This window comes from Parapedobacter deserti, from assembly GCF_042646065.1.
In the GTDB taxonomy this organism is placed as follows: domain Bacteria; phylum Bacteroidota; class Bacteroidia; order Sphingobacteriales; family Sphingobacteriaceae; genus Parapedobacter; species Parapedobacter deserti.
Genome location: NZ_JBHRTA010000038.1, coordinates 456880 through 473909, shown reverse-complemented (window position 1 = coordinate 473909; position 17030 = coordinate 456880). Strand labels below are relative to the sequence as shown.

Below are 17030 nucleotides of genomic sequence, written 5' to 3'. Positions count from 1 at the left end.
TATTCCGATATGCTATGCTAATCCCAGCCCGGGTTTTGCCCAATATTTGGGTTTTGGGCAAGTTCACTCAACGGGATGGGCCATAGATAATGCTTATTTTCGTCAAATACAGGGTTTTCCCAATCCGAACCCTGATCGACGTCTATGTATGTTTTTCCGGTCACTGGATCAATGGCTGTTCGTACTTCCGCATCCGGATAACGTGCAATGGCCGCTTCGTTCCACCGCATACCCCATGTCGGCTGTTCTAACTTTTTACCCTGTTTCCATCGCCTTAAGTCGTTGTAGCGGAACCCTTCTGCAAAGAGCTCTACCCGCCTCTCGCGCCTGATTTCAACAATCAGTGCAGACACGCCATCGGCGGCATACCTGGGATCCATCGGGACATTCAGGGTTAGGTGTGGCATGCCCACCCGGTCACGCAATTTATTGATGCTGATGTCTAAATCGTGCTGGGTTATTGTTCCCAATTCCGCCAACGCCTCGGCATAATTTAACATTGCCTCACCGAACCTCAATATAATCGCGGGGCTTTCACCGGTATTATAAGCCTTACCTATCATATCATCGGCGTTGTAAAATTTTACAATGTGGTAGCCGGTAGCCGAAGGGTTGGCTTCCATACCGATAACACGTGGATAACTTAAGGCGTTGCCAAGATGATACCGGTATTTTTCCTTGTCTTCGGGGTGCAGGATTGTTTGCCTCAACCGCGGGTCACGGTTTTTGAAAACGTCTTCGATTTCCTCATCACCTTCATACAACGGCGACAGGGTTATGGGCAGCCCGTCGGAAGCCAGGTAGTCCTCCACTAAGCTCTTTGTTCCGCTGGCAATCTCGTTAAACGGCACCTGTATGTGATTGGTCAGCACGCCGGCTTTGTACTTTCGCCAGTACAGCACTTCCGGGTTGCCACTGAGGTCCAATATCCGGTGATAGGCATTATAGTCATTATGGATATCGCCGGTTACATACAACCGATAAGGACCGTCCTCAATCAGTTCCTTTGCGGCTTTTGCGGCTTCCGCTAACCAAAGATCGGCATTCGAACCGCCATGGTATTTGCGCCATGTCCCCTCGAATAAACAGACCCTCGATTTTACCAGCAAGGCAGCCCATCGGTTGAGCCTTCCTGGTGTATTGCCGTCATTCCAATTGTTTGGAAGCTTCTCTGCGGCGAAATTCAGGTCCTCCAGCACATGTGCCATTGCTTCCTCCCGCGGCGTGCGTGGCGCATACAATTCTTCAGAATCGATATTCAGTTCCCTATCGATCCATGGCACATCGCCATATTTCGATACTTTTTCCGCGTAGAACCATCCGCGGAAAAGCCGCGCTTCGCCCGCGTATCTGTCAATGATTTCCTGCGGAATATCGGCCCTGTTATAGTTTGCCAGTCCGACATTTACGGCCCTGACGAAATTCCAGCCTTTATACCCAAACCAGCCCGGCGTAGCCGGAACGTTGTGCTTTCCGGAACGTATTTCCTGATAAAAAACATGTCTTATCCCTAGAATGGCCATATTATCACTCATTTCGTCCTGGTTCCAGATACTGGACCAATCATCGGCAGTATGACCGTGTAATATAGGCACATCGTTGTTGTTTAACGTCATGTGGTACAAGCTGTTGTTATAAACAGCTAAATCATTCTCGGTGTTCCAATATGTGTCGCCACTTATCCTGTCGAGCGGATACCGCTCCAAAAATTCGTCGTTACAACCGACCCATAGCAAGGAAAGCAGGGAAAAAATACGGTACTTTATCGTTGTATTCATAATACGTTGTTTTAATTTTTTAGAATGATACACTTGCCCCAACACTGAATATCCGTTGCATGGGGTATTCGATTGATCCCCCGTATATCGTTTCCGGGTCGAGCGGCTTCCGTATCTTGGAAAATTCCCAAAGGTTCATTCCGGTAAAGAACACCTGAACATTACCCAAACCGATACTGCTCACCAGGTTTTTCGGTAAGTCGTAGGTGAGGTTTATGTTCTTTAACCGAATATAGCCGGCCTGCTGCAGGAATCTGGTCTGTGGCTGAATGTTTTTGGCTGGATTGTACGTAGCAGCCGGGAAGTAGGCATCGCGGTTGGTTTCGCTCCATGAGTCAGTGATAAAATACCGTTCGACGTGCCCCGCGTTGAAGGGAAAAAACCAGGTCCATCGCCCATATGAGGGATAGTGATCCCTGCTCCATATCCCCTGGAAAAACGCGGTAAGACTAAAATCCCTGAAGGATACGCCCGCATTGATTCCAAAAGAATACCGGGGCGTCTCGTTCCCGATAATTTCCCGATCGCCGGGATTGGCAAGCGTATTGTTTCCCGGACTGATAAAACCATTGTTATCCAAGTCGGCATATTGAATATCGCCCGGCCGCCAGTTTGAGCCGAGGCGCGATTGATCCGCTGCCGCTGCGACCTCTTCTTCGGTCTGAAAAATTCCGACCGTCCGATATCCCCAGATTTCGCCTATTTTTTTTCCGACATAGTGCCCGCTCAGCGCACCTGATGGGTTATTAAACTTGGTAATCGTCGATGACCAATCGGAGACCGCCAAGGTAAAATCGTAACGCCAGTCCTTGCCTACATCGTCCCGCCAGGTCAACGCCAACTCCCATCCTTTTGTCCGTAAATCAGCCGCATTTTCTTGTGGCGCAGCAGCGCCCAGGATTGAAGGATAGGTGACACTCATCAACATGTCCTTTGTCTCCCGGACATACGCATCGAAAGATACGTCAAGACGGTTTCTGAAGACCGAAAAATCCAAGCCCAAGTTTTTGGAAACAACGGTTTCCCAGGTCAACGCCGGGCTGACCAACCCCGCTGCAGACACATAGGGTATCCGGTCGTCCGCAAACATGTAAGGTGACTGTCCGATACCCATTGCAGCGATATAGGGGTAATAATTCGTTCCCAGTAGTTGGTTGCCCAACGACCCATAGGAGGCCCGGATTTTCAAATTGTTCAACCATGAACGCGCCGATGCCATAAATCCTTCGTTGTCTATTCGCCAGCCCAATGATATGGATGGGAAAAAGCCGTAGCGCGACTCCCTGGGGAACCTCGACGTCCCGTCGTACCGACCGTTGGTTTCCAACAGGTATCGATCGCGATAGTTGTAGTTTATGCGGTAAAAGGCGCCTCGTAGCGCCACATGCGAACTGTTTCCATAGGTTTCTTGCGCTCCGGTTGTGGTATTGATATCTGGTACCGTTGGCGTAATCAGCGACCTGGCCCTTGCTCTGATCATTTTGTTTCTCCCCGCTTCCTGATTGAAGCCGGCCATCGCCGTTACCCGGTGCCCGCTTACCGTCTGTAAATTGTACTCAGCATATGCATTGAATACGTAATACCGGTTGAAGTTGTTTACTTCGTTGATCCAATCATCTCCACTGTATCCTGCACTCAGCATATTAGCAGCCGTGAGGTCGGTTGATACGACACTGACCTTACTGGCTACATCCTGAAAGTTCCTATTGAAAAAATTATAGGAAAAGTCTGCCCGTACCTTCAGGTTTTTCAGCGGTTCGAGGCTGACTCCCTGTGTCAGCCAGGTATCGTTGTTCGTAAACGTGGCACGGCCACCATGTTGGAGATACGGGAAGAAGTTTGTCCCGCCAAAATACATGCCGATATACGGTTCGTATTTTTCACGGTCTCCGGGCTCGAGGTAGTAAGGCAAATCCGGAAATTGTATTGGCATGATGGGGTCAACCCGTGCCAATGAATTGATGTTGACATCCCAGTTGTAAAAATGCGGCTTGTCGCTTTGTTGCGAGTTGAATGTAATTTTTTGATCGATACTCAGCCAGTTAGTGATCTTAAAATCGGCTTTCATCAACACGTTGTACCGCTTGAAATTTTCATTTCGCTTGGAACGCAGGTACCCATCCTTGTTCATATGCCCCAGTGAGACAAAAAAGCGCGAGCTTTCGCTGCCCCCAGACACCGATAGGTCGTGTTGCTGTGTCGGCGCAAACTTGGTCATGATTTTATTGTGGTAATCATTGAAACCCACATATATCAACGATCCATTGTCGACAATCCATTCGGGCCCGGTACCTTCGGAATATGCTTTTGCCGCGTTTACATAAACCTCGCTATACCAGTTGTTACCCCCACTCCGCTGGGTAGCCGCGTTCTTGGCCATGACAAACTCATAAGGATCGGTGATTGGATCCATGTTGAAAATGGGCTTCGCCAACGACAGCTGGGTGTTAAAGTCGACATTTACTTTCCCGGCTTTCGCTCCTTTGGTCGTTACCAAAATAACGCCGAAAGCGGCCCGGGCGCCGTAAACGGCGGCAGCGGCAGCATCTTTCAGCACACTTACGCTTTCGATGTCACTAGGGTTGATCCGGTTGATATCCATAGGGACACCATCGACCAAAATGAGCGGCTCACCTCCGTTTATCGATGTAAATCCCCTTATATTGAAAGCAATAGGCTCAGCCGGATCGCCATTTCGCGGAGCAATATTCAAATTGGGTATAACGCCCTGCAGCCCCTCTCCCACGGAAGCGATGGGCCTTTTTTCCAAGCGTTCGCCGGAAGCCACACCGACAGCTCCGGTCAGGTTTACCTTTTCCTGCACACCGTATCCAACCACAACGACCTCGTCCAAATCCGACAGCTCGGGCTGCATGACCACCTGAATGTGCTGCTGGCTTCCCACGATAACCTCCTGCGTCAAGTATCCCAATGCCCGCAATGTCAGCACCTGGCCCGGTTTTGCCTGAATCTGAAAGGTCCCATTCACATCGGTGACCGTACCGCGAGACGTGCCTTGCAACAAAACCGACACGCCTTCAAGTGGACTCCCAAGGGAATCACGCACCGCCCCCGAAATGCGCATCTGCAGCGGCACTTTATCGCGGTTATGCGCCGGCCCCTTTCGAATCACTATCGTATTGTCCTGGTTAAATACGAATTCCAACGAATGGCCTTCGAAGCACCTGCTCAACACCTCCTTAAATGGCCTGTTGCTGGCTTGCAACGTCACTGCACCTACGTCTTCCAGCAGCTTGGCATCATAGATGAAATCATAACCGCTTTGCTTCGACAGTTGATAAAGTACTTCGGTGACAGCGGCATTTTCTACATTGATGCTTACATGCTGCCCATGACCGGCAATGGCCAGTTGCATGCAGGCAAATGTTAAGAATACGGTAACTTTCATGATCACCAAATAGGGATATCGATGAATAATTGGTTTCCTCCCGCATAGAGCGGTAAAAATTTTATACATTTGAATTTGGGTTTAATTAAATAATTGGTTCACTTATCAATTCGAGATTTGCCCAAAATTCCGGTCTCGGAATCAACCGGATGCGTTGGCCCGCATCCGGTTTCTTTTGTTCGTTTGGAATCTGAGCGGTAGCAATGTGCTATTTTTCCATAACGATAATCCTCCTTTCCTCGATTTTGAAATCCACCAAACCGGTAGTCCTAAAATTCTCCAGTAGCTGCGCAACGCTCTTAGATCGTTGAAAGATTCCGCCAAACCGCTTGTCGGACATATTGCCTTGATAGCTCACTTCTACATCATACCATCGGGCTATTCGTTGCATAATACCCTGAATGCCTTCGTCATTAAAAATGAAATACCCATTGTGCCAGGCCAATTCTTCATCCATATTGATTTTCTCCACTTTAATCATCGGTTGGCCATCCGGCTGCACGGCCGCCTCGCCTGGTTGCAGCACTACAGTATCGCCACCGGCAGAGGTAACCCGCACGCTTCCTTCCACCAAAGCGGTTCTGGTTGCGCCGCTGTAAGCTTGGATATTGAATGAAGTGCCCAGCACATCAACCTTCTGGGCAGCCGTGTGCACAACAAAGGGGACCTGTCTGCCTCGTTCACCATTGTATTGCTGGGTCACCTCGAAATATGCCTCACCGGTGAGCCTCACCTCTCGTGCGGTGTTGTCGAAACGTGTTGGATAAACGAGCATCGATTCAGCATTGAGGTGGACCTTTGTGCCATCCGGCAACACCAACCTGTACTGTCCACCTCTCGGAACGGTGATCGTGTTGTCGGCAATGGGAGCCGTTTCCGCCTGCGGAGATAATTCATACTGGACTTGCCCGCCAACAATCTTTCTGATATGTACCCCAGGCTCTTCAGCGAGCAGACCATGGCCGATATCGTCCAGTATGATGGTCCGCCCATCGCCCAGCGTGATAACCGCCCGCTCTTTGCCCGGTTCTATTCCGGCCCTTTCAACGGCGAGGGAAAGCGTCTGCGCGTTTGATTTATCGTCGGCTTTATAAACAACCATATAAACGGCAAGTGTGGCAATCAACACGATGCTGGCAGCCAGCAAAAGCCGACGCCAAACCGAGAAAGCAATGACCTTTTCAACAGGTTCATCGTCAACGGCCTGGTGTTTCTCCAAAATCCGTTGCATCATCTTCTGGCCCTCCTCACGGCTGAAAACAGGCCGGCCAGGTGTAAAACGGCCCCAAGCTTCTGCAAGGAGCTTTTCAGCTTCGTGTTTATTACGTGTATCTACAAGTTGAGCCAGCAACTCATCCTGCTCTTGCGGAGTGAGTATGCCAGCCATCGCACGTTCGATTAATGTTGCAAGCCGTTTTGGTGCCATCCGGTTTTGTCGCATCTAACTGATCTGTCTTTGCTATAAAGACACCGGATTGACAAAAAGTGGATACTGAATAACGATTTTATTTAAGCAACAGCAAACTCAGGGCGATGGAGACCGCCACTTTTGCCCGCACAAATTCGCTCACAAATTTCATGGCTAGGTGCTGGTACTTTTTCACGGACTCCACGGAAAGGTTCATCTGTCGGGATATTTCCGGGTTTTTTAGTCCCTTTTGACGCAAAATAAAGACCTCCTTTTGCTGGGGGGGCAACAATTGCACGGCCCGTTCCACCAATTCGTGAGCGTCCTGCCGGACGGTAATCTCCGTCGCCTCTTCTACGGTGTCTGCTTCCCGGAGATATGCAGCATATTTTTTTCGCTCGGCTGCAAGCCGTCGGAGGTAATTCAGCGTATGGTTGCGGCACAGGATAAACAGGTATGCATCAAAGCTCTTTATTAACGGAAAGGATTCGCGATTGATCCATACTTTTGCAAAGACCTCTTGCACAATTTCCGCAGCAGCATCGGTATCATGGGTAAGGGAAAAAATAAACTCACCCAATTGATTATAATAAGCGTAAAATAGTTCAGCAAAGGCTTTTTCGTCACCTTTCGCTACGCCACCCAGAATTTCCGCTTCATTATGTATCCTGTGCAATGCCATGAGCTGGAATTAGGCAAACTAATTCAATAATTGGTGTATTGCAATATTAATGTGTTTTTTTGATAAAAGCAACCTGTGCTGTCCTGAAAATCAAATCGCAATTAAGGCTTAAGCAACCTGTATTTCCCCGGCTTTAGCTCATACTGCAGAAAACCGTTGTCTTCCCCCTGTTCTGCAATCGTGGTATAACCGGATACGTCTACGGCGTCGTCCGGTCGCAACTGCAGGGTTGCTACGCTGTTCGGCGGAACGGTAATTTCCAATTGCATTTGATCTTTTTCCCTTGACCAGTTACATATAATCATGCCCACGGGCGAATCATACGTTCCGCTCGCCCACTGGATATCCGTTGCGCCTGCCGCTGGCGGACGGATGATAAACCGCCGGAATCCGGGGTGTCTGGGATCCCGCCTGATTCCCGCTACCCCATCAATATACCATGCACCCGGATAGAGGTACGAGCTATGCAGCAAGGAATGCCCCGGAAGGTCTTTCTCCCACATCTCCCAGATGGTGGTTGCCCCGTTTGCTTTCATATATCCCCAGCTCGGATAAGTGGTCTTCGATACCATGCTATATATCAAATCGTTCCGGCCCTCTTCACGAAGCAGCTTGAACAGCAACGCCCCGCCCGTGATTCCGGCATGGATGTGGCCCTGCCGTACGTCAAGGATTTCCTGCTCCAGCCTACGCATCACACGTTCACGCAATGCCACTGGCGGAATCTCTGCCAATAGCGCAGCGGCTAGAATGGACATTGAACCGTCGGCATAGCTGTAATCCGACGCATTGAAAAATGTTGAATGAATGGCGTTTGCCGATGCATTCGCTTGCTTTTCCCATGTATCCGCTTCATCACCTTTTCCCAATACGCGGGCAATATTCGCCGCGGTGCGCAGGTTGAATACATAATAGGCATTGTTCAAGCAAAGCGTTTCGACTTTGTCGTTATTCATGCCCTCTGCTGCCGCATTGGGCCAGAGCCAGTCACCCAAAAAATCCCACTGACCGCCAAATCGCTGCAAAAGATCGCTCTTTGTATGTGATTGCAGGAAGGAAAGCCATCCCTTGATGAGCTCGAAATTCTCTTCCAGTACAAGCTTGTCGCCATAGTGCTGGTACATGAACCAGGGCAGTGTCACCACGATACCGCCCCAAGCCGGTCCGCCCCCGCCCCAATAGGTAGGCGCGGTGTGGGGCAGTACGCCGTTATTGAATATCCTGCCGCTGGTCATTGCCTTCCGTGCATGGTTGGCGTCCAGCATATCGCCCACCATGGGTTCGGTGCCCTGCACATCCCGCCAATCTTGCATCCATTTGGTATAAAATGCACCCAAGTGGTAGTTGAACATCCCCGTTTCACTCGTCGCATGCGCATCGCCTCCGTAGCCCATGCGTTCCCGTTGCGGACAATCCACGATATACCCTCCAAGGGAAAGATTTTCAAATGTCCACCGCACCCGGTCATAGATCCAGTTCTGCAACGTATCGGAGCATTCGAACCGGGCGGCCCCGGCATAATTTGTCCGCACCATCCAACCTCGGATATCACCGGCCGTTGGTGCCTCCTTCAGCCCCCGGATGGTCACCCACCTACCCGAACTATAGTTGAACCGGTTGCGGAAAGTTCCTTCCCCGCTGCTGCCGATGACATAGGCACTGTGCAGGTTGAAGGTCATGTCGTCTTGCTCCCGCTCGGAATAAAAGAAACGGATGGTATCTCCTTTTCGTCCTTTTACGTCGATTTCAGTCCAACCCGCAAAATTGACTCCCATATCCACACGGTAAGATCCATCGGGCCGTGCTTCGATGCTCACGGGGCGGATCGCTTCAAACAGGCGATTGCCAGCTACCGCCTGTGCAGACATCTTCAGCTTAACGGGGTACTCGGTAGCCGCTTTCCAATCCGACTCGTCACAGGCCGGGGTGCTCCATTCCGGGTCTTCCTTGCGGGCATCCCACAGTTCTCCTCCCATGTTGCGGAAATCCCATTTTCCCAGTAACCGGTTGGGGCTCGGACGGGTCTTCCATGAGGCATCGGTGACCACCATCGTCATGGGTTCGTCCCCGTCAGCGGGAAACCGCTCGCCGTAGATGGCTGCCTGCGCCGCCACGATCGGTGTCAGTGGGCGGTCTTCATGGAGGATATACGGCGGGAAGATCGACCAGGAGGTACCCAGCCAGATACCAATCACATTATCTCCTTTCCGAAGTTTGCCTGCAATGTCATATGCTGCATACCGTGCCCGCTTCGTGTGGTCGGTGACCGCTGGCGCCAGTACGTCATTCCCGATGCGCTCACCGTTTACGTATAGCTCATGGTAGCCTATAGAGGCGATAAACAGCATGGCTTTGCCCGGTTTTTTAGACAGTTGTACGGTTTTCCGCAACCAAGGGTCATTGATGTTGTTGTCCGGTGCCGCTCGGTCGTATAGCTCATCGCCACCGATCCATTTGGCTTGCCATTCACGTTGGTTGAACAGGCCGGTGGACCACCATGCGGTTTTGCTCCATACCGACACCATACCGTGCTCATCTTTCGCCTGTATCTTCCAATAATACGTTCGGTCGGACAGGAGCTGACGTCCCTCATAGCGAATATGCTGGCTTTCGTCCGAATCGACCCACCCGCTATCCCACACATCTCCCTGCTCCTTGGATAGCTGCTTTTTTGTGGACGCCACCAAAATCCGGTAGCCCGTCTGCCGCTGCCCGAATGCCGCTTGGTCGGTTGCTTCCAGCACCCATCCGAATCGCGGCGTTAATACGTCCAGCCCTTGCGGGTTCTCCAGGTATTCTACGCGCAACTGAGCAGGGCGTACGGACGACCGTTTAGCGAGTGCTTCACTTACTATGCCAACCGTAAGGACACCAAGAAGCAACGATGACAGTACATAGGATTTTTTCATAGCGATTCGTTCATTGGTTAAGAACAAAATTAGCTCATTTCCACGGATACCCATCCTGCACCGTTAGGTTCCGCGGCTACCTTCAGGACAGGAGACTTTGCAGGATGATGTCCCTGACGGCGATCGCCTCCAACTCCTCCGGTATCGCCATATCTCGGGCAACAAGAACCGGGTAATACTTTTCCGGTATTTGAATAGCACCGTGCGAACCCTTGACCAAGGTAGCATCCAGCGGGATCACATCCAGTACATACCGGAACCCCAGCTTCTTCCGCAACAGCTTATAGCCTGCCCGTAGTTTAGACGTCATGAACATTTCCACAGGATCATACCCCGGCTTTTTATGGATATCAACCATCCGGGCGTAATCGGGCGCTACACGGTCATCCAACCAGAAGTAATAGGTAAACCAGCTATCCGGCTTGGCTACAGCCACAATGTCCCCAGCCCGCTCGTGGTCGAGGTGGTGCCGCTCCTTCCCCTCCTCATCCAACAGCAGATCAATTCCTTCCTCCGCCGTGAGCAATTTTATCACCTGCGCTTTTATGGAGTCGCTTTTTGTGTAGATATGAGCAACCTGATGGTCAGATACGGCAAATGCCTGCGAAGCGCCGGCATCCAGCAATTCCAGTCCGCGCTCGGTGCGGATGCCGAGTAACCCGGCATTGCGTAATATACGGTTGATGTGAACGGGTCGGGATACAGGTACAATACCGTACTCTGAAAGCAGAATGACATTGGCACCTCGCTCTTCAAAAAAGCCGACCAGCTTCTTGAGCAGCGCATCGATCTCGCGCAACTCCTTTTCAATAGGGCCTTGGGGCCCGAATTTTTGCTGGCAGTAGTCCAAATGAGGCAGGTAAACCAGGTTGAGGGCAGGGCTGTGCTTTTCCTCTACATACATAGCGGCGTTCGCAATCCATTCAGACGACTTAATGTTGGCGCCCGGACCCCAGAAACTGAACAACGGAAATTGGCCAAATCGTTGCTGCAACTCATCGCGCAGCCCTGCGGGGTGTGAATAGCAGTCGGGCATTTTCCTGCCGTCCGCCAAATAATTGGGCCGCGGGGTAACGGAATAGTCGGCCCCGCAGTACATATTGTACCACCAAAATAACTGGGCACAGGTAAACGCCGGATTGATGCGCTTGGCTGTTTCCCACACGGACTCCCCTTGCACCAGCTTATTCGATTGTTTCCAGAACTTCACTTCGCAATCCGTACGATCATACCAGCCGTTTCCGACAATGCCATGTTGCGACGGCCATGTGCCGGTTAGGTATGTAGACTGCATGGAGGTCGTTACTGCGGGCAGGTGGGGCTTTATCCTACTTAGGCGGCTATTTTCCAGATATTTCGTCAAAAATGGGGTGTCCTCGCCGATCAAAGCGGACGACAATCCTACCACATCAATCACTACCGTTTTCCTCATATCAACTTTTTTCTGCAATCACGTTTGTCTGCACATTGCGCTATCACCCATTTCAATTCCCGCGAAATGGAATCAGCGATGGGGAGCTGCAGCTGTTCCGGAAGCACCGCCCAAGTGTAGGTTTCCACTTCAAGATGATTGGTCAACCGCCCGGCCTTGTGCATGGTTAGCACCTGCATGATATCCGACTGGGTCGATTTTAGCTCCCCCAAATCTTCCAAAAAGATGGGCACGTGGAAATGCGAGCGCCATTCCGCCGTCCGCTCATCAAAAAGGGCAGGTTCCGCATGGGGCAAATCTTTAAAACGGACAATTCCCCCATCCCGCTGTCTTGCAATAACCTGGTGCAAATAAGTGGGTTCATCAAACGCCATGAACGCCCTGCCGATGGCTTTTCGAGCTTCCGCATCAGCCGGCATGGCCGCCTTAATGGCGGCACTGATCTGGAATTTCCCGATTTGTATACCATGCCGGGATAATGTATTCATTACGGCGGCATGGTCTTCATAGCCCAGGGCAAAATGGCACACGTCATAGCAAAGCCGGACATGCGTTTTGAGCGCTTGCTCCGCTTCGGTAGCTGTCATCCCAAACTGCTTCGATAATACTGCTATTCCCGCTGGCACCAACTCCTTCTCATACCAGGCAATAAACTCGTCTCCTGTTTCCAGCACCCCATCGGGTTCGGGTTCTATATCCAGGTGCAGGGTTTTCCCCTGCTCGCGATGAATCCGGACAAGCTGCCCGGTCACATCCACCACCTGCATCGTGGCATGCCTGCGCATCTCCTTCCACTGCTGTGGCGTATCGCTGTACCAATGCCTGTAGGCCAGCGGCGACGTCGATATGCCGCCATCCATGCCGCCGGGAATCAGCCGCGCAAGGATATCAAACATCCGCTTCGTGTATTGAAGCCGTTCAATGGTTGTCCAATCGGGTGCATGCACGTGTGCCTTGACGACATGGTCATGAAAAGCCCCGAAGGGAAATCCGTTCATCGTAAACACATAGCTTCCCGTATCGGCCAGCCATCCGTTGAATTCAGCCAGCTTGGCATCGGCTGTCAGGGCTTGGCTTGCTAAATCCGATAGGCGTAGCCCGATTCCCATTGGTCGGTGCGGTGACACCGCTTCTTTCACCCTCGGGAAATGGGTTTTCAGCAGCGCAAAGTGGTCTTCCCACGTTTCACCGCCATGGATGTTGGTGCAATAGGTGAGGTGTCCGTATGCCGTAACCATATCAACCGTGTATCGCTGCTACCCGTTGCTGCAGGGCTGTGGCAGCCTGCAACACGAGGGCACTGTCCAACTCGTGTACCTCCATTCCATTGCCGATAGCTTGGAGCAGCATGATCGTGAGGCGGCCGCCCAGGTGCTCCCGGAATTCTTCCAAACCGGTTAGCAACGGATGCCCGATATCGCCGATTTCCAAAAGTGAATGGAAAATAGGCAGACCAAGTGCCTGCAATACGTCGACAATGCGCTGGCTGTCCGAATAAGGCAGGTAACCTGCCAGTGACGAATACGTGCTATCCAAGGCGATGCCGATAGCCACGGCTTCGCCATGCAGAACTTCAAAGCCTGAAAGCTGCTCCAGTTTATGCGCACTCCAATGGCCGAAATCCAAGGGCCTGGACGATCCAAACTCAAAAGGGTCTGACCCCGCGATATGCTGCAAATGCAGCTCGGCACACCGGTAAATCAGGTGCTCCATCGCTTTCGCATCGCGGTTATGCAGTAGCTCAGCGTGCCGCGAAATCCATTCGAAAAAATCGGCGTCTTTGATCAACGCTACCTTGATGGCCTCGGATATTCCTGCCAGCCATTGGCGATGCGGCAGCGTACGCAAGAAGCTGCTGTCATTGAATACCGCAACCGGCGGGCTGAATGTGCCGATGAAGTTCTTCTTGCCTCGGAAGTTGATCCCGTTTTTTACACCCATTCCTGAATCGTTCTGTGACAGCACGGTTGTCGGTATCCGGATATGGCGAATACCGCGGTGCGCCACCGCAGCGGCGTAGCCCACAGCATCCAGCACTGCTCCGCCTCCGATAGCCATGATGTAGGAATGACGATCGATGCCATGCCGGTCTACCGCATCAATAATACTGTCTGTCACATGGACGTTGTTCTTTGCGGTTTCACCACCCGGAATCACCATCACCTCATCAACTAACTCGACACATCCTGTTTCACTGACATAGGCCCTTATCTTTTCCGGTAGGCTGCGGTGGTATTCCACGACGCCCCCATCCATCACAACCAGCAACTTCGGGGTCGCGGCAGCTGTTTTGTTTGCAAAAAACTGTGCCAGCAACGGGTTTTCCGCAGCAAAAAGGTCCGCTGTGAAGTGTACATCGTATTCGAAGGTAACGGTAAACGATTGCTTGATCGACCGTTTATTCATTATATCTCCTGTATTCAAACTCCTAAGTAACTGAAAACAATTTTGATAGCCAAATGGATATCGGGAAAAGTGACAAAACCATGATGGTAAGACCCCACATGCCCGCGGCAGCAGTCCATGCCGCGTTCATGAAGATAAGACCGAGCACACCATGTTTGACAGACGTGCGGATATCCTGTGGGGCCGTCGTTTTTATGGCTCTGATCAATGGAGGATAGATAAATAGGGCAAACGGGGCCAGCATGAGCACGGCGAAAGTGTCCCCATGCTGAAAAACGCCGAAATGAGCAATCAGCCCAATGACCAATGCGTATAATCCAGCGGAAAAAAACAAAGGCATTCTCCGCCCACCATGTACCTCTCCGCGGCTGATGGTGGTTACGGCAGCGATGTAGATGACCGGGATGGCCGAAAGAAACCACGTTAGCGGCAGCGCACTGGCTAGATAGCTGATGCCCAGCAACAGGTTCAAGCCACGGCACAGCCCCATGACCAAGGGACCCGCCACGGCATGGTGTTTTGCCCATCTATCATAACCCAGGCACATAAGCACAATGGCCACCGCTATGATGCCCGAAACCGGGCTAGCCAACGTAGCAGCCAGTAGGCCGACAACAAACAAGGCTATTCCCAGCAAAGCAGCGCTGCGCAAAGGTACGTTTCCGCTGGGTATGGGGCGTTCGGGGCGCTCTCTGGCATCCAGCGCCGCGTCGAATACATCATTGAATACAACACCCCCGCCGTACAGGCCGATGGTTGATATTGCCAGCAGCAGTAGGCCGCTCAACATGGGGTATGTGCCCGGCTCGCCGGTATAAAGGATGGCGATAGCCGCCCCTGCCAGCACGTCCGAAATGGCGGTCATGATGTTGGCTGGCCGCATAAGCTGAAGATAGGGTCTTAGTATCGCCATGATCCTTCAGGAAATGATGATCGAATCGGCGTCTCTTCGGGGCTGTTGCCCACCCCGCAATACCGAGTTGCCTTCGAATTTCTCGGCTTGGTCGATTCGGATTTTTTCATCGAATAAGGCTTCATCCAATTGGCCGCTTTGGGTAAAGGCCGCAATTGCATTTTCATAGCATACCTTTTCGATATCGTTCTTCGTAATCCCGCTTTTGACCATCAAAGCCGCAGTTTTGGGTACGGCCAGCGGATCGCTGATTCCCCAATCGGCCGCAGAATTAACCATAATCCGTTCTGAACCGTATTGCTTGACGATCTGTACCATCCGCTCGTTGCCCATCTTGGTAAACGGGTAGATGGTAAACGCTGCCCAGAATCCCTTGTCAAGCACTTCCTTGACGGTTTCCTCTGTGTTGTGGTCAATAATAACCATCGCAGGGTCGAGTTTGTGCTCCAAGGCGATGTCCATGCTCCGTGAAGTGCCCTTGGTCTTATCGCGGTGCGGGGTATGCACTTGCACAGGGAGCCCCGCCTCTTTGGCCAGCTCCAACTGGAGCCGGTAATACTTTTCCTCCGCTGCGGTCTGGTCATCGAAGCCTATTTCGCCCACACCAACCACCCCTTCTTTGTGTATAAAGAACGGTAGCAGCTCCATTACCTGCTCAGCCAATGCTTCGTTGTTTGCCTCACGGGAGTTCAACCCAATGGTGCAGAAATGCCTGATACCGAATTGGGAGGCCCGGAAACGTTCCCATCCGACAAGGCTGGCGTAGTAGTCGCGGTAGGTATCGATGCCGGTACGCGGCTGGCCAACCCAGAACGCAGGTTCGATCAGCCCTATCACCCCGGCATCCGCCATCGCTTGGTAGTCGTCGGTGGTACGCGACACCATGTGTACATGGGGATCGAAAAAGCGGTATCCCTTTACCAAATCCAGCTCCAATGCTACGCGCTGTCCCATCGACGCGCGATCCTGTTCGTGATAAGTGCACATTGATTATTAAACGTAGTGGTTATCTATTATTGTAACTTGTTGTACCTTGTTCGTCTTTCCTTCCATACTCCCATTGGGTCTCCATTGCATCCGATAGTTTCCTCAATGCTGCATCGTTTTCTACGTATTGCTTTGCAGGCCCGAAACCGCTGTTTTTAAAGGCATAACTAATCGCCTGCCGCTCCGACAGTGTTCCGCTCTCCTTCAGCATCTGCGTCATCAGGTGATATGCCCGTTCATCCAGGAAAGGCGCTATCAACAGCCACAGCATAGGATCGATGCGCCGACCGGCAGCATGGCGCTCATAGGCATAATCGACCAGTGCACCGGCAAGCCGTGTGTTATTCCGCTCACGCAGCCCAACGATAGCCCCTATGGGTTCTTCGGTGAAAAAAGCCTTCAACACTAACTGGTTCCAGCCTCCCTCGTCCAAGAAACGGCCGGGGTAGGCATTTTGCAAGGTGACAGCCTGCCTCACGGGCCCTATATTGCTTCGGATACCTTCCTTGCAACGCGAAGCCCAGGCTTCGGGATAATGGTAGACCGGGAGCGCAGCATACAACGCTGCTAGCTCCTCCATTTCGCCATAGGTAAACAGCCGCTCGATCAATTGCACGTAAGTGGTCTGTTCCTGTTTTGGTATGGCCATGAGCACCCAAACACGGGCCAGCTTAACGGTTGGCCAGCGTTCGACAATCAGTGGCAGCCCGTTCGGCCCCGTATACGGCTCAGTAAGTGAGATCCACCCGTCCTTTCGGGCTCCTTTCAGCTGCCTGGGCAGCGATGTAAATACCTGAGCAACGACACGCTGTTGGGGGTCAGCAGCGATCCTCGCCACCTGCTCAGACAGCCACTGCCACTCCGCCTCAGGAAGATTCGCTTTTAGCGCGCTTCCGATGGCATCACCCAAATCCTTTTCATTCGCTTTATGAGTTGCTGTTGATTCGTTCATATGCGTAGCCGTACATCCGTGTACAATACATCCGTGTACAAATTTCAAATATACAATTTTTGAAAGGATATGGTATTATGAAATCGGTGAAACTTCGTCAGCATCTACAATTGGCGAAAGCCGTTTTTTTCATCGATCCTACCGGTCGCATGCC

At 51.7% G+C, this 17030-nt stretch carries 11 protein-coding genes; all 11 read right to left on the bottom strand.

The window, feature by feature from the left end; translation table 11 throughout:
• Positions 1 to 17 precede the first annotated feature (17 nt).
• Positions 18 to 1778: a RagB/SusD family nutrient uptake outer membrane protein gene (locus ACFOET_RS14620; protein ID WP_379023937.1), complete on the bottom strand. Its 1761-nt coding sequence runs from the start codon at positions 1776 to 1778 to the stop codon at positions 18 to 20.
• A gap of 19 nt (positions 1779 to 1797) precedes the next feature.
• A complete protein-coding gene (locus ACFOET_RS14615; RefSeq protein ID WP_379023935.1) occupies positions 1798 to 5187 on the bottom strand; it encodes a TonB-dependent receptor in 3390 nt (1129 codons plus the stop codon).
• Between the two features lie 208 nt (positions 5188 to 5395).
• A complete protein-coding gene (locus ACFOET_RS14610) occupies positions 5396 to 6613 on the bottom strand; it encodes a FecR family protein (RefSeq protein ID WP_379023933.1) in 1218 nt (405 codons plus the stop codon).
• A 79-nt stretch (positions 6614 to 6692) separates the two neighbouring features.
• Positions 6693 to 7277: a sigma-70 family RNA polymerase sigma factor gene (locus ACFOET_RS14605; protein ID WP_379023931.1), complete on the bottom strand. Its 585-nt coding sequence runs from the start codon at positions 7275 to 7277 to the stop codon at positions 6693 to 6695.
• Between the two features lie 101 nt (positions 7278 to 7378).
• Complete coding sequence (locus ACFOET_RS14600) at positions 7379 to 10186, bottom strand: family 78 glycoside hydrolase catalytic domain (protein ID WP_379023929.1); 2808 nt, start codon at positions 10184 to 10186, stop codon at positions 7379 to 7381.
• A gap of 82 nt (positions 10187 to 10268) precedes the next feature.
• The gene (locus ACFOET_RS14595; protein ID WP_379023927.1) at positions 10269 to 11618 is read right to left on the bottom strand and encodes an alkaline phosphatase family protein; all 1350 of its coding nucleotides are present in this window, start codon (positions 11616 to 11618) and stop codon (positions 10269 to 10271) included.
• Positions 11615 to 12856, bottom strand: coding sequence for a metabolite traffic protein EboE (eboE, locus tag ACFOET_RS14590; RefSeq protein ID WP_379023925.1), 1242 nt, complete (start codon positions 12854 to 12856; stop codon positions 11615 to 11617). Before eboE ends, ACFOET_RS14595 begins: the two co-directional genes overlap by 4 nt.
• A 1-nt stretch (position 12857) precedes the next feature.
• Positions 12858 to 14024 carry a 3-dehydroquinate synthase gene (locus tag ACFOET_RS14585; RefSeq protein ID WP_379023923.1) on the bottom strand — a complete coding sequence of 389 codons (1167 nt, stop codon included), beginning with the start codon at positions 14022 to 14024 and terminating at the stop codon, positions 12858 to 12860.
• A 22-nt stretch (positions 14025 to 14046) separates the two neighbouring features.
• Positions 14047 to 14937, bottom strand: coding sequence for a UbiA-like protein EboC (eboC, locus tag ACFOET_RS14580; RefSeq protein WP_379023921.1), 891 nt, complete (start codon positions 14935 to 14937; stop codon positions 14047 to 14049).
• 6 nt (positions 14938 to 14943) lie between these two features.
• A complete protein-coding gene (locus ACFOET_RS14575) occupies positions 14944 to 15924 on the bottom strand; it encodes a TatD family hydrolase (protein ID WP_379023919.1) in 981 nt (326 codons plus the stop codon).
• A gap of 19 nt (positions 15925 to 15943) precedes the next feature.
• Positions 15944 to 16876, bottom strand: a complete 933-nt coding sequence (locus ACFOET_RS14570) for an EboA domain-containing protein (protein ID WP_379023917.1) — start codon at positions 16874 to 16876, stop codon at positions 15944 to 15946.
• Positions 16877 to 17030 lie beyond the last annotated feature (154 nt).

Bases quoted from the DNA above. Each gene is read 5' to 3' on its own strand.
- ACFOET_RS14620 (WP_379023937.1), bottom strand. From the start codon at position 1,778: ATGAATACAACGATAAAGTACCGTATTTTTTCCCTGCTTTCCTTGCTA.
- ACFOET_RS14615 (WP_379023935.1), bottom strand. From the start codon at position 5,187: ATGAAAGTTACCGTATTCTTAACATTTGCCTGCATGCAACTGGCCATT.
- ACFOET_RS14610 (WP_379023933.1), bottom strand. From the start codon at position 6,613: ATGGCACCAAAACGGCTTGCAACATTAATCGAACGTGCGATGGCTGGC.
- ACFOET_RS14605 (WP_379023931.1), bottom strand. From the start codon at position 7,277: ATGGCATTGCACAGGATACATAATGAAGCGGAAATTCTGGGTGGCGTA.
- ACFOET_RS14600 (WP_379023929.1), bottom strand. From the start codon at position 10,186: ATGAAAAAATCCTATGTACTGTCATCGTTGCTTCTTGGTGTCCTTACG.
- ACFOET_RS14595 (WP_379023927.1), bottom strand. From the start codon at position 11,618: ATGAGGAAAACGGTAGTGATTGATGTGGTAGGATTGTCGTCCGCTTTG.
- eboE (WP_379023925.1), bottom strand. From the start codon at position 12,856: ATGGTTACGGCATACGGACACCTCACCTATTGCACCAACATCCATGGC.
- ACFOET_RS14585 (WP_379023923.1), bottom strand. From the start codon at position 14,024: ATGAATAAACGGTCGATCAAGCAATCGTTTACCGTTACCTTCGAATAC.
- eboC (WP_379023921.1), bottom strand. From the start codon at position 14,937: ATGGCGATACTAAGACCCTATCTTCAGCTTATGCGGCCAGCCAACATC.
- ACFOET_RS14575 (WP_379023919.1), bottom strand. From the start codon at position 15,924: ATGTGCACTTATCACGAACAGGATCGCGCGTCGATGGGACAGCGCGTA.
- ACFOET_RS14570 (WP_379023917.1), bottom strand. From the start codon at position 16,876: ATGAACGAATCAACAGCAACTCATAAAGCGAATGAAAAGGATTTGGGT.